General features: G+C 54.3%; 11 protein-coding genes. 4 read left to right on the top strand and 7 right to left on the bottom strand.

All coding sequences use genetic code 11. The features are described from left to right. On the top strand, positions 1 to 978 hold the full coding sequence (locus tag PLIM_RS13480) for an alpha/beta hydrolase (RefSeq protein WP_013110878.1): 978 nt from the start codon (positions 1 to 3) through the stop codon (positions 976 to 978). A gap of 29 nt (positions 979 to 1,007) precedes the next feature. Here PLIM_RS13480 and PLIM_RS13475 read toward each other — a convergent pair whose 3' ends face one another. From PLIM_RS13475 to PLIM_RS13450, 6 genes are all read right to left on the bottom strand, one after another. After that, on the bottom strand, positions 1,008 to 1,577 hold the full coding sequence (locus tag PLIM_RS13475) for a hypothetical protein (RefSeq protein ID WP_013110877.1): 570 nt from the start codon (positions 1,575 to 1,577) through the stop codon (positions 1,008 to 1,010). After that, the gene (locus PLIM_RS13470; RefSeq protein ID WP_013110876.1) at positions 1,574 to 2,761 is read right to left on the bottom strand and encodes a rod shape-determining protein MreC; all 1,188 of its coding nucleotides are present in this window, start codon (positions 2,759 to 2,761) and stop codon (positions 1,574 to 1,576) included. Before PLIM_RS13470 ends, PLIM_RS13475 begins: the two co-directional genes overlap by 4 nt. Before the next feature lie 79 nt (positions 2,762 to 2,840). After that, positions 2,841 to 3,887, bottom strand: coding sequence for a rod shape-determining protein (gene mreB / locus PLIM_RS13465; protein ID WP_013110875.1), 1,047 nt, complete (start codon positions 3,885 to 3,887; stop codon positions 2,841 to 2,843). Positions 3,888 to 3,945: 58 nt separating this feature from the next. Beyond that, positions 3,946 to 5,685, bottom strand: coding sequence for an SH3 domain-containing protein (locus tag PLIM_RS13460; protein WP_013110874.1), 1,740 nt, complete (start codon positions 5,683 to 5,685; stop codon positions 3,946 to 3,948). A gap of 206 nt (positions 5,686 to 5,891) precedes the next feature. Then, positions 5,892 to 6,728, bottom strand: a complete 837-nt coding sequence (locus tag PLIM_RS13455) for a hypothetical protein (protein WP_013110873.1) — start codon at positions 6,726 to 6,728, stop codon at positions 5,892 to 5,894. Positions 6,729 to 6,996: 268 nt separating this feature from the next. After that, positions 6,997 to 7,281, bottom strand: coding sequence for a ferredoxin family protein (locus tag PLIM_RS13450; protein ID WP_013110872.1), 285 nt, complete (start codon positions 7,279 to 7,281; stop codon positions 6,997 to 6,999). 613 nt (positions 7,282 to 7,894) lie between these two features. Between PLIM_RS13450 and PLIM_RS13445 the strand changes: the two genes are divergently transcribed. Next, positions 7,895 to 8,488, top strand: a complete 594-nt coding sequence (locus PLIM_RS13445; RefSeq protein WP_013110871.1) for an RNA polymerase sigma factor — start codon at positions 7,895 to 7,897, stop codon at positions 8,486 to 8,488. A gap of 36 nt (positions 8,489 to 8,524) precedes the next feature. On the opposite strand, the gene asnB is transcribed toward PLIM_RS13445, so the two are convergent. Further along, entirely contained in the window at positions 8,525 to 10,438 is a 1,914-nt protein-coding gene (gene asnB / locus PLIM_RS13440; RefSeq protein ID WP_013110870.1) for an asparagine synthase (glutamine-hydrolyzing), read from the bottom strand. 464 nt (positions 10,439 to 10,902) lie between these two features. Between asnB and PLIM_RS13435 the strand changes: the two genes are divergently transcribed. Next, positions 10,903 to 11,673 (top strand): glutamine amidotransferase, encoded by a 771-nt coding sequence (locus PLIM_RS13435; RefSeq protein WP_013110869.1) that lies wholly within the window; start codon positions 10,903 to 10,905, stop codon positions 11,671 to 11,673. A 64-nt stretch (positions 11,674 to 11,737) separates the two neighbouring features. Then, complete coding sequence (locus PLIM_RS13430; RefSeq protein ID WP_013110868.1) at positions 11,738 to 12,949, top strand: diphosphate--fructose-6-phosphate 1-phosphotransferase; 1,212 nt, start codon at positions 11,738 to 11,740, stop codon at positions 12,947 to 12,949. Positions 12,950 to 13,023: the final 74 nt, after the last annotated feature.

Below are 13,023 nucleotides of genomic sequence, written 5' to 3'. Positions count from 1 at the left end.
ATGCCCCTCGAAGCGGATGCGGTGCGATTTCTCGAACAGCTCAATGCTCTCCATCTGCCACCTGTGAGTGAACTGGGTGCAGTGGCGATCCGTAAAGCTCAGTGGGAAGAGGCAGCGCCTGCAGCATTTGCGGCCGATGATCGTTTTGAGATGATTGAGGATGTGTGCATCAATCGAGAAATGCAGCTAATTTCACGTGAGGTGGTGGGATCCTCACCAGTCAGACCGCTTGTGAGCGATGATAATCAACTCGCTTTACGCATCTATCGTCCCCATGCGGCTTCCGGGCATATCTGTCTGTATTTTCATGGTGGCGGATGGGTGATTGGGAGTGTTGTTTATTTTGATTCGCTGGTGCGGGAATTGGCACTCGCCAGTGGAATGACGATTGTTTCTGTTGAATATCGGCTTGCGCCGGAATTTCCGTTTCCTGCGGCGACAATTGATGCCGAACTGGCTGCCCGCTGGGTGTGTTCGCAGCTTTTGCCGGGGCAGAAGTATGCCGTGGCTGGTGATAGTGCGGGTGCAAACCTGGCGACTGTGCTGTGCCAGATGTTGCGTGATCGTGGGGAGCATCTGCCAGCGGCTCAAGTTCTGTTTTATCCGGTGACGGATGCCAACTTTGAGAGCAGCAGTTATGAAGCCTATCGGGCTGGGTATTTTCTCAGCCGGGAAGATATGAAATGGTTCTGGTCGCTCTACCAGCCCCAGGTTGCTGAGAGACGTCATCCCTATGCTTCACCGCTGCAGGGAAATCTTCGAGGTTTGCCGCCAGCGCGAATTTGTGTCGCCGGTTATGACCCGCTCTATGATGAGGGAACTCTCTATGCGGATAATTTGCAGGTCGCCGGGAATGACGTGGAGTTTGTGGAGTATCCGGGAATGATTCACGGATTCGTCAAACGCTTTACGGAGTTTGCCTCAGGTCGGCAGGAGATCATCGCGGCGGGTGACTACCTGCGTCGCAAGGTTCAATAAGGATTATTGACTGCAACTTGGTAAAAGGATCAATCGGGAGTCAGGCGATTCCAGCGGTTGCTGAGTGAGAAGGCCTCTCTGGGTGCAGGGGCAAAATAGATTTGCGGTAATCGCGTGATCGTTGTTCCGGCGATGACCACGATGGTGACGATGCTGACCTCTGTCACCAGCTGAGTGATCCAGCCTGCGGGGAAATTCAAGCTGATGAAGCTGGCTGTCGAGCCCAGTGCTGTCGCGAGCGGCAGGCTGATGATCCATTGCCATGGTTGATTGATTGGTGCCGAGTGCCACCAGATGAGACCGGCCATCAAGAGTGTGCAGGTGATGGTCTGCAGGCCCATACGGTTCGAATCAGACAGTCCGTCGAGTAACAATCCCATGCAGGCCGCTGCCAGAAGTGGAGCCGAAGCCGGAAGTCCACAACGGCCCCAAAGTACCATGAGACCTAAACCTAGCGCGGGAAGAATGAATCCCTGCCAGAGATTTTGAGCCACGGGAAGTACGCTGGCCTGGTCGTTATGGTCAGGAGCCAGACTCATCAGACAAGGAATCAGATAGGCCACACACAAGAGAGCCACAAAGGATAGCAAACGCTTCATGGCAGAACTCCCTCTGATGAGGGACTGTCATTCTCGAAACGGGATGAATTGGGACGCAGGCGCAGGATGCTCAGCTGTGCAGGAAATGGTGGCGATGGAGTGGAAGCTGTGGTCACCACTGAACTGGAAGAGACATATGGATCTGACGTTGTGAAGGAGGGATGGAGATACTCCGGTGTGACCTGAACTTCCCAGTAACGATCTTCTGCAGGTAATGTGGCTTTGGTAATCGTTCCCAGGAAGAGTGGTCGATTGAGAAGACCATCGTCTTCCAGTGAATAGACTTCATCTCCGACACGCAGGCCAATGTTGTCAGAGATTTTCTCAAGACGACATGTCTGGGTGCCATCTCCCGCGAGAATCGTTTGCGTAAGAATTGTGGGCTTCTGAGAAACTGTCGAGTTTTCACCCTGGCGAACCACCATGGCCCGGCAGCGAAATCTGCCATGAGTGACTGGTAGAAAAGTGCTCGTCCAGTTGCCGACTCGCTCCACTTTGCCAACTACGACCAAACCGGCTGTCAGTACGAGATCGGCCGGGGCGATGTTGTGATCATGGCCAAGATCCAGCAAAGGTTCGGAAGATTTCACGACCCAGGCCGACTCTTCGATTCCTTGCCGACTTCCCCGTGCGATGATGGCGCCGGATTTCCAGTTTCTGGAAAGTTCGCTGCCCAGCAATGTGGCTTCGATGAGATCTGCTACGAAGAGTCTTCTGCTGCCGGCGCGAAGTCGAGAGGAGTTCGATGTCTGTTCGAAATCGGCATGTTCAAAGCTTATGGGAACAATCCGGGAAGACTGTGGGCTGATGCTGCTATCGGGATGGAATGATTTGCTGGTGTGAGATGGTGTAAGTAGTAAGGCTGTGAGCCGGTGGGTTTTCTCGCGTTCGCGTTCGAGTTGCTGCCCAAGTATGGAAGCTGTGTTTTCGGATAAGTCAACAGCTTGCAGATCGTGAGAAGTCGAACGTTGAAATAAGCCCGTCAGACGGCGGGAAATGGGGGCGGCCAGATGAACTTGAAGTTCCCGCAGGATGAGACAGCCGGGGGCTACCACATCCCGAGCTGTTGTTTTCCACGCACTGGTCATGCCCGCTGGAAGTAATGGAACAAGTAGCGTCAGGATAACCAGTAGGGCCTGCGCAGGGCTGAAGTGAAGTGGATTGAAGAAGCGTCGATCATTCAATCGCAATAGGCCTTGAAACGAGATTGCTGACAGTCAGTTTTTCGAGAGGCGTGGAGTCGTAAAGAGCAGCCCCTGTCGATTAACTGTTGTGAATGCTGAACAGTGACGATTGCCATTCGTTAAGATGTTCGCTGCAGATGGACAGACCACGAACGACGGTTTGTTCAGGATCTTCAGCAATCAGAACGGGGATGGCCAGTTGCTCGCTGAAGAAGTCGTCTAATCCGGGAAGCAGGGCACTGCCACCAGCGAGCACCATGCCGGTATCGGCGAGGTCGGCCACAAGTTCTGGCTGGCATTGTTCGAGGACCTGTCGAATCCCGGAAAGGATCTTCGCCAGTGGGGCCATGATGGCCTGGCGAACCTCACCTGTGGTCACGAGGACTTTACGCGGCACGCTGCTCATCGCATCGAGGCCATTGACTTCGGTCGCTCTTTCACTGGTCTGGAGAGAGGCTGAGCCCACTTCGCGTTTGAGATTTTCTGCTGTCTGACGGCCGATTTTCAGGCCAAAACGCTGCTTCATCCAATCGACAATCGCGTCGTCGAAAGTATCACCGGCAATACGAGTCGAGCAGGAAGCCACGGTCTCTCCCAGGCTGAAGATGGCGACTTCCGTGGTGCCGGCTCCGATATTGCAGACCAGGCTCGCCAAGGGTTCGGAAATCGGCATTCCGGCACCAATGGCTGTGGCTTTCGCGGATTCGAGGAGATAGATCGAACCGGCACCAGCGCGTTCGGCAGTCCCAAAAACAGCTCGACGTTCGACCGATGTGATCGATTGCGGAACAGAGACGAGGACACGAGGTCGAAACCCGGGTGATTGTTTGGCCGCTTTTTGGACGAAGTGCCGCAGCATGGCTTCGCAGAGTTCGAAATCAGTGATGACACCATGACGAATGGGTCGAACTGCCGAGATCGAATCGGGAGTTCGGCCAAGCATCTGCCGGGCCAGTTTTCCCACGGCGGCACCGCGCCCAAGAATTTTTCGAGAGCCGTTCTGAAGAGCGACGACTGTGGGTTCGTCGAGCACGATCCCTTGATTGAACAGGGCAATGCGTGTGTTCGCACTGCCGAGATCAATCGCGAGGTCGGGACTGAGCCACTGCCGTAACCTGTGGAGCATGATTCACTTTGCGAACGATATCAGAGGTTGACGGAAACCGATTGGCGACTTGCGTTTGTTAGCGCCTCGGAGAGCCTGCGAGCGGGGCATTCTGCAGAATGACAGGCTGCCACGACTGAGCCTTGATCACATCGGTCGAGAATCGATCTTCAAAGGCTCGAACTCCTTTGAGACCAACCGGCTTACCAATCTGATCCGCGAGTTGAATCATGAGTTCATCGGAAGCTTCGACGTAGGCGAGGAGTTTGCCATCGGTCGTGGTAATTGCGAGTGGAGGAAAGTCGATGGGGCGTGGCTGAACTTTCTTGAGGACACCTGCTCCATCAAAATTGGGAATGGAAGCTCCCTGGGAGGCGGGCCTGGCTGTGGCTCGGATCGGGACTGAAGCCGTCATGTTCTGAGCATTTGCCGGGGTGATGGCACTGGTCGCTTGAGGACCTGTGGCTTGTGAATTTGCAGGAACCTGATGATTCACGGGTTGAATGGCGCTGCCGGGAGGCACCATTGAGTTTGAGGGCGCAAGGTGAGGAGCGGAAGCAGCCAACTGCCGGGGCGGTTGTTGTGCGATGGGCCGAGGGTAAGCAGTTCCTGGTGGAGCATTGCGGAGTTGAGCTGTGTTCGGAGCTTGTTGGAGTGCTGCCCGATTGACAGCCGCTTGTGCCTGAAGGGCAGCGTCTTTCTCGCGTGCCTCACGGAAAATGCGATCGAAGTCCTGATAGTCGCTGTAGATCTTCTGATATCGAGAGAGACTGTGAATTCGCTGATCGACAACATACTGGAATGTTTCGTCTGTCGTATCGGCAGCGAGTTGCCGGTACTGCTGTTCGATCCTGGTGAGATCCCAGCGATCCGGAGTTTGTGTCACCATTGTCCGGAGCTGCTGGTCGATCTGGCTGAGGTGTTCTCGACGAGTGCGGGGAGTGACTTCTGCTCGGGAAATTTCTGGAAGAGGGGCAGGTTCTACAGCCGAAGCGACAGGAAACGCTGGTGGGGCTGCAGACTCTTCGCGGCTGGTGCTGGTGGATGCCAGCGGCACAGAATCGCTGGCCTCTGTTGATGACATCTCACTCGATAATGGCGGAATTTCCAGTGAAAAGGGATTGGCTGATGTGGCTGCCGTTGTCGAGGAAGTGCCCGTCATGTTGGAGGCACTCGCCATGGTGCTGGAAGACGGGCCAGATGGACTTCCCTGTGATATCGGTCGATCGGTTTCGGGTCGAAGTGCGCGGGCAGTAATCCAGCGGTATTCGTGCGTCGGTGGAGAGATTTTGAAGTACCGCAGAGCACGATTGCCGGCGGGGAGCATGGCCTCTCCCAGAATCTGGACGTTGTCACCTGTGGTCAGACGACGCTGGACGACTTGCCGGGAAAGATTCAGTTCGCTCCCCACATACACCAGAGCGGTGCGGGCCGAGACTTTTCCTGAGACAGGTTGAGCGTCGTTGAGACGTGCGGCATCGGCAGGATCCAGTTCGATATCTTCAGCGGCAATCCAACTGAAGCTCCCTGCAGGTGGGGCAATCATGACCCAGCCACCGGGATCGTGTCGATGGACGGTCACTTGAGAACCGCGGGGCAGATCAGTCGTGACGTCATACCGCGGGCCGGGGCCACTGCGCACGGGTTCGGCATCCACATCGATGGTGGCGATGTAAGGGAAGGTTCTGTCAGCGGCAATGCTCTGTGAGGAAGCACACAGGGAGAGGGTCGCGATTAAAAAAGTCAGACAAAGGAAATGGGAAGGCCTGATTCCATTGCCTGGCGAAACGCATGACGCTGTGGGAGAAGAATTCTGCATAGGGCATCCTGCCTCAAATGTCGAGTGGTCGACACGGAAACCGGCAGAAATGGCCGGTGACTGCAGGCGAGGTGTAGCGAAAGTGGCGTATTGCCTCAAGATGAATGGTGTCTGGCCGTTACCGAAAAGATTTTCGGGTGTGCCGGAGAGAGCGCTTTGAATCGAGAATAGCTTCAAAGCAGTGAAAGTTGGAACGATAGGGAAGGTCAGTTGGCCTGACGACGGTAGAGGATGAGTGAGCGAATGGTGATGACGTGGGTGCAGTCTTTGTGAGCCGCCATTTCCTGATGAATGATTGCCTGCCGACGTAAACCACGTTTGCCCTGGATGCCAGTCCAGGCGATCCAGCCGGACGGGGCGACATGCGGCACAAATTTATGCAGCAAGGTCATCAATTCATGACTGCTCCGCGATGAGTGAATGGAGAGCATCGAAATGGGATCGCGAAAGCTGGAGCAGGCTGCCAGTGGGTGAATGTTCTGCAGCCTTAATCGATCAAGAATTCTGGAAACAGGGATTGGTGAGGGAGAGGATAACGAGTTGCTGAGTGGCGCAACGACAGGTGAATAGACATCACTGAAAGTCTGATCGACAATCGATCGCAGGTGTGCGGATTCGGCCTGACGGGCAAAGACCTGCCAGACACGATCGATTTCTTCTCCAATCGAAACGACGGTGAGGGGTGAGGGATGTCGCATGGCACCCATGGCCATCCAGGCAGCGGAGTATGTTCCCTGAGAGCCGATATCAACGAGGCAACCTGTGGGTGGTGCCTGGGCAGCAAGCCAGGCCGTCATGCGGTCGATTGTGCGATGTCCTGTTCCACAAATGCTGCTCAGAATCGCCTGATCCTGAGGGGGAAACCACTGGGCAAGATCGTAAGCAGCCCGGCTTTCCCATTCGTAGGCACCGGAGAACCAGCGACTGGCTGAGCGGAAGAACCGGCCGGGAGATCGCCACAAGTTACCAAGGAGACGAGAATAAATTGGAACTGTGGAACTGTGATTGGTCGAAATCGCCTGAGCGGAGTTTGCGGCAGTCATGTGCCAATCCTGCTGGTCGAGCTTCTGCCTGAGTCTGTCTGCAGGAATTCCATCCTGATGACGAGATGAGACCAAGGTTTGCTTGCCGGGGCAGGTGTGTAAACCAAAAGAGTTTTTCCGTCCAGTCGAAGGTGGCGAGGATTTGATCGCTGAAAACAAAAAACCCCGGTCACGTGAACCGGGGTGGAGTATCACCAGAAATTTCGTTTGATCGGGGCATCAGCCGAATCCGGGATGCCAGACTGGTCTGCCATCCAGAGGATTGGTATCAGCCGATTGGTGGGCCGAGAGGTTCTTTCTTTTCAGTGATTGGAGGGCACTGTTCCGACATTTCGGCGTTGAGCTTCAAATAGTCGGCCCATTGAGCGGGAAGATTGTCTTCGTGAAAGATGGCCTGCGGGGGGCACTCTGGGACACAGGCTTCGCAGTCGATGCACTCTTCGGGGTGAATGAAGAGCATCGATTCGCCCTCTTTGAAACATTCGACGGGGCAAACAACAACACAATCGGTGTATTTGCAGTTGAAGCAGGGTTCCGCCACAACGTGAGTCATAAGATCCCTTTGCAATTAAGCGGAAAGAGTCGATTCATTCCGCGGAGAAAGTGATTACCGGGAAAATGTTTACCGCAGAGTGTGAGTCTCGCATAACTTATCTGCTGACAACACATTGCAGAGTTATTCAGGTTGTCAGACGATGTTAGTTGCCACCCAAATAATCGTCAAGGACGTCCCGGTCAGGTGAAAGAAATCAACTCCCGAAACTGAGATGTTTTTCCTTCAGACAATGACTCTGGTTTTTGGGTTCGATATGTTCGCATGAACATATTTCTTGCCAGAGTTGGGTCATTGCCATATAACTTTGGATAGAGGTGTGTGAATCTGTCGAAAAGATTTACTGACAGATTGATCTCCCTCGTCTGGTAATTCGTATCAGAAACAATCCGACAACCACGTGAAAGCTACAAAACTGGCTGTATGTTCATGTGGTGACGAGCCACCGGTGGTGGCGTGTTGAGGATCAGGAAAAAAATTCTGAATTTTGTTGGTTACAGGTATGTGACCAATTCATGAGGGGATGGAACCAGTGAGCGAGTCGCAAACGAAGAGTGTACTGGCAGCTTAAGTATGGGTGTCCGTAACTTTTCGTGATTGGCAGGGCAGAATCGTGGCACTTACGGACACTGATCGAGATCTGATCAATCGCTGCCTCCGCCGGGAAGCCGGCGCGTGGAGGGAGTTTGTTGACCGTTTTTTGCCACTGTTTGCCCATGTGATTCATCATTCGGCCCAGGCCCGAAGTATTCCGCTGCAAAACTCTGATGTGGAGGATCTCTGCTCAGATGTGCTGATCGCGATCACTGAGAATGATTTTGCGGTACTGAAGCGGTTTCGAGGAAAGGCTTCTTTAGCGGCTTATCTGGTCGTGGTGGCCCGCCGGGTCGTGGTGCGAGAAATGATCAAACGCCGAATGTCTGAAGCATTCGGGCATGTGCGTTCAAATCATGTGAATTCTGGGCAGAATACCGATGCCATCGAGCCGGTGGCACCAACCGAAGTCCGACGGATTGAGCATCAGGAAGTCATTGAGAAGATCCTGAGTGGGCTGCCGGCCCGGGATGCCGACGTGGTGCGTAAGTACCACATGGAGGGAAGCAGCTACCAGGAGATCAGCCGTGAAGTGGGGATTCCGCTGAACTCGATTGGGCCGATTCTTTCCCGCGCTCTCGAGCGGATGCGTCATCGATACGCCTCGACGTAATGCGGGCTGATTTCGCAGTCTAAAATCGAATCCCGTTCAATGTGGCCAGGTTCGCAGCCAGGCCTGCAACATGAGCACTCCCCAGAGATGGTAATTCCAGACCGGTTGGCCGTGGGTATGGGCGTGCCAGCGCTGCCTGATGAGAGGAGTGTTATAGAAACCGGTGGCGTTCAGGCTTTGTTCTGAGAGCAGGTCTTCGGCCCAATCGCGAAGGTCCTCACAGAGCCAGCGTTCCATCGGCACGCCGAATCCCTTTTTGGGGCGTTCGAAAAGTTCTGACGGGACGTATTTGTTGAGAATACGCTTGAGAGGGATCTTGCCGTTGTTGTCTTGACGCTTGAAGTCGAGAGGTAATGTCCAGGCGAACTCGATGACGCGATGATCAATGAGCGGGGCCCGGGTTTCGAGTGCCACTGCCATACTGGTACGATCGACTTTTGTGAGGATGTCGTCGGGCAGGTAGGTGCGAGAATCGAGATCCATCCAGCGCTCTTCGGCATGAGGTGATGCCAGCCAGGTCTCACGATTCATGAACTCGGTGCCGCTCCAGGGAATGCCGATGGTGCCGGGAGATTGCTCAGTCCAATACTGCATGTGTGACAGATAAAGATCGTCGCTCTCGGCATGCGAAAACAAATGGCTGGCGTGGTTGAGTCTCTTTTGCCATCGAAGCGAAACCGTTTTTGCTAATGGTACAGCCCATTGACAAAGGATTGAGGCGATCGATCTGGCAGGACCAGGAATTCGCTGCAGCATCCTGGCAATCTGCTGGGTTTGGAAATAGCGGCGGTAGCCGCAAAAGAACTCATCACCACCATCGCCCGAGAGTGCCACGGTCACTGATTGTCTGGCGAGCTTTGAGACGAGGTAGGTTGGGATTTGTGATGAATCGGCAAATGGTTCGTCGAACATTTCCGGGAGGAGCGGGATGACATCCAGGGCTTCGCGGCCTGAGACAATATGCTCGATGTGATCAGTTTTTAAGTGCTGGGCGATCGCTTTGGCAAAGGGGGCTTCGTCGTAGGCTGGGTCTTCAAAACCAATCGAGAAAGTGCGGACAGGTTTGGACGACACCTTCTGCATCAAAGCGGTGACGAGGGATGAATCGATGCCGCCAGAGAGAAAAGAACCGAGGGGGACATCGGCAATCATGCGCAGTGCGATGGCGTTCTCGAGCAGTTGTTCGAGTTGCTGGAGGGCTTCGTCGAAGGTTCCCTGGAAGATATTGGCCAGACCTTTGGCAGAGGCATCTTTGCGCATGCTCCAATAAGTCTGCGGGCCTGTGGACTGGCCCTGGGCATTGATGGTGAGGATGGTTCCCGGCTGTAGTTTCCAGATGTGTTCGTAGATGGAATAGGGGCCGGGGATGTAGTTATGCCTCAGGTAGAGAGGAATGGCATTTCGGTTGAGCCTTGGTTCAAAGCGGGGGTGAGGGTGCAGAGCTTTGAGTTCGGATGCAAACAACCACGTTTGACCGATGCAGCCATAGTAGAGGGGCTTTTTTCCCAGTCGATCACGGACGAGAGTGAGTTCCCGCTCGCGATGGTTCCAGGCGGCGATGGCAAACATACCGACGCATTTTTCGATGGTGGGGCGAACCCCCCAGATGTTGAAACCTTCGACGAGCACTTCGGTATCGGAATGGCCTTTGAAGGTGACTCCGAGTGAGGCCAGTTCCTGGCGGAGTGTGTGAAAGTTATAGATTTCTCCATTGAAGACGATTGTCCATTCGCCATTGGCAGAATCCATCGGTTGGTGGCCAAGTGGTGAAAGATCGACAATGGCCAGTCGAGTCTGACCGAGTGCAATGCCTGATTGCGCATCGATCCAGCAACCGGCGTCATCCGGGCCGCGATGCTCGAGGCGGTTGGTCATCTGACGGAGAACATGCTCTGCCTCATGGAGCGGCATCGGGGCCTGAGGAGCGTAAAAACCAACGACACCACACATACCAACTCCGAACTCGAAGAAGATCCACCGGGAGAATCTCTGGATTCTGTCGTTACAGTTCTACTCCAGTTCTGCTGAACTTGAGTAGTTCAATGGTGCTGAGGTCTGGAATTTCCTGGGGGATCATGCTGATCGGTGGAAGAACTCCAGCGGAATTCATGGATTTGTCTTCGTGGAACATATCGGCCACTTGGAAAACTGGGGTCATTTTGACCGGAATCGAGAACTCAAGACAAATGACGAACCAAAGAGTCGGAAAAACGTCTTCCTGGGCGTGATCTCTGGAAGATTTATTGTGCGAAAAGTCATGTTGATAGACCCTGTGCGGTTGCTTGGTTGCGATGCGCGGCTCTGGTGAATTAGACTTCCGGGCTGTTTGAAAAGTGTGGTGGAAGTGCAGTTTTCTGTGGTCAAGTTTTCCACATGATCGATGCCGGCCCTGTTGAGATGAGGAGTAGTAGCCAGTGACCAGAGTCCTTTACTGCGGCGATACTTCGCTGGAGACGGCGGCTGGTTATCTGGCGGGCCTGATGACCTCGTGGCAATGGGAGTTTGACTATATCCCCAGTCATGTCGGGCTGGATGTTGGTGAACTGCTGGCAAAGCAAGATCTGGTCATTCTGAGTGATTATCCTGCGGAACGAATGACCGCACAGGCCATCGATCAACTGGTGACGATGGTCAAGGCGGGCTGCGGATTGGTGATGCTGGGTGGCTGGGAAAGCTACCATGGTCTGGGTGGGAACTGGGACCAGACCTTATTGGCTGAAGTCTTGCCGGTGGACATCAAATCTGCTGATGACCGGATCAATTTTGACCAGCCGACGTTGGCAATTCCAGCAGCGATCAACAGTGTATCTCATCCGATTCTGCAGAATCTTCCTTGGGAAGATCGTCCGCCGACCATTGGGGGCCTCAATCGCATCGCGGCTAAAGCTAAGGCTCAAACCTTGCTGATGGCCCGCGTCTGGCGGCCGACTTTCAGCTTGGAGCATGGGAAAACGACCTGGGAACACGCAGATCATCACCCACTTCTGGTGGTTGGAGAAGCGGGTACAGGGCGAGTGGCTGCATTTGCCAGTGACGTGGCACCTCACTGGGTGGGTGGACTGGTGGATTGGGGCGACGAGCGTGTGACGTCACAGGCTCCGGGAGCCGGAGCGATCGAAGTGGGAAATCTCTATTCGCAGTTTTTCCGGCAGATGCTGGAGTGGGTCGCCAAATCAACGCGATGATCGCATCGAATTGATGGGTCGGAATTCAGGGTCTTAACGAAGTTTCTGGAAGGTTTGGAACGAAATGCTCGCAGGCAATGCACTGATTGGACAATCGGGTGGGCCGACATCTGTGATTAATACATCGCTTCTGGGAGTGCTGGAGACAGCCCGGAAGAGCAAGCCCATTCAGCGTGTGTTTGGCATGCGATTTGGCATTGAAGGTGTCCTGGGTGACCACCTCGTTGATTTTTCCAATGAAGACGCGGCAGTCTTGAAGGGATTGCGAGGAACTCCAGGTTCGGCACTCGGTTCGAGCCGCCTGAAGCTGAAGGATGAGCATTTTCCGGCAGTGCTCAAGCAACTGAAAAAGTACAACATCCGCTATTACTTCATGATTGGTGGTAACGACACGATGGATACGATCCACCGTGTCGTGAAATATGCAGGGGAAAACGGCCATGAGATGATTGGCGTGGGTGTGCCTAAGACGGTCGACAATGATCTGTTTGGTACTGATCATACGCCTGGCTTTCCGAGTGCGGCCCGTTATGTGGCCATGAGTGTGCTGCAGGGTGGGCTTCTGGCGAAAGACATGCAGCGCGTCGATCAGTTTGTCGTGTTCCAGACGGTTGGACGCAGTGCGGGTTGGCTGCCAGCAGCGGCGGCATGTGCCCGAGGAAACGGTCTGACAGCACCGCACGTGATTCTCTTCCCGGAGCGCCCTTTTGTTCGCGATGCATTTTTGAGTGTGGTCAAGAAAGCTCAAGAGAAGCACGGGTTTGTTTCGATTGTCTGCGGTGAAGGGATCCGTGATGCCGACGGACAGCCGGTCAGTGCTTCACAGACTCGTGACAAGTTTAACAATGTCGAGTTTGGTGCGATGGGCGGAACCAGTGCGGCCATGATGCTCCATCGGATGATTTCGGATGAGTTCGGCTGGCGTGGTGAATTCCAGGTGACGGAATCGTTGCAGATGTGTGCGGCAGACCGTGGGCTGAAGCTTGATCTCGATGAAGCCTATGCGTGCGGTAAAGAGGCTGTTCGATTGGCTCTCGCGGGAACCAGCGGCGTGATGGTGACGATGCAGCGTGTCGGGAAGAAGACCGACGCGTACCAGATTGGTTTTGGTACGATTCCTTTGGGAGAAGTTGCCAATCATGAGCGTCCGATGCCGGACAACTTTATCTCCAAAGATGGCTTTGATGTGACGAAGGCCTTTTTGGACTATGCGAAGCCTTTGGTGGGCGAATTGCCGACTTACAGCGTGCTGGCAGCGAAGAAGGGGAAGGCGTAGGGTCCGCTGTGCGGACCATAATCATCGCCGTTTACCAATGACATTTTTTCAACTTTGGTGATATCTAACACGGT

The organism is Planctopirus limnophila DSM 3776 (genome assembly GCF_000092105.1).
In the GTDB taxonomy this organism is placed as follows: domain Bacteria; phylum Planctomycetota; class Planctomycetia; order Planctomycetales; family Planctomycetaceae; genus Planctopirus; species Planctopirus limnophila.
The sequence above is the reverse complement of the archived record's forward strand: the minus strand, read 5'-3'. Positions and strand labels throughout refer to the sequence as shown.

What these genes read in the sequence shown, in the direction of transcription:
- PLIM_RS13480 (WP_013110878.1), top strand. Translation starts at nt 1, where the DNA reads ATGCCCCTCGAAGCGGATGCGGTGCGATTTCTCGAACAGCTCAATGCT.
- PLIM_RS13475 (WP_013110877.1), bottom strand. Translation starts at nt 1,577, where the DNA reads ATGAAGCGTTTGCTATCCTTTGTGGCTCTCTTGTGTGTGGCCTATCTG.
- mreB (WP_013110875.1), bottom strand. Translation starts at nt 3,887, where the DNA reads ATGCTCCACAGGTTACGGCAGTGGCTCAGTCCCGACCTCGCGATTGAT.
- PLIM_RS13460 (WP_013110874.1), bottom strand. Translation starts at nt 5,685, where the DNA reads ATGCAGAATTCTTCTCCCACAGCGTCATGCGTTTCGCCAGGCAATGGA.
- PLIM_RS13455 (WP_013110873.1), bottom strand. Translation starts at nt 6,728, where the DNA reads ATGACTGCCGCAAACTCCGCTCAGGCGATTTCGACCAATCACAGTTCC.
- PLIM_RS13450 (WP_013110872.1), bottom strand. Translation starts at nt 7,281, where the DNA reads ATGACTCACGTTGTGGCGGAACCCTGCTTCAACTGCAAATACACCGAT.
- asnB (WP_013110870.1), bottom strand. Translation starts at nt 10,438, where the DNA reads ATGTGTGGTGTCGTTGGTTTTTACGCTCCTCAGGCCCCGATGCCGCTC.
- PLIM_RS13430 (WP_013110868.1), top strand. Translation starts at nt 11,738, where the DNA reads ATGCTCGCAGGCAATGCACTGATTGGACAATCGGGTGGGCCGACATCT.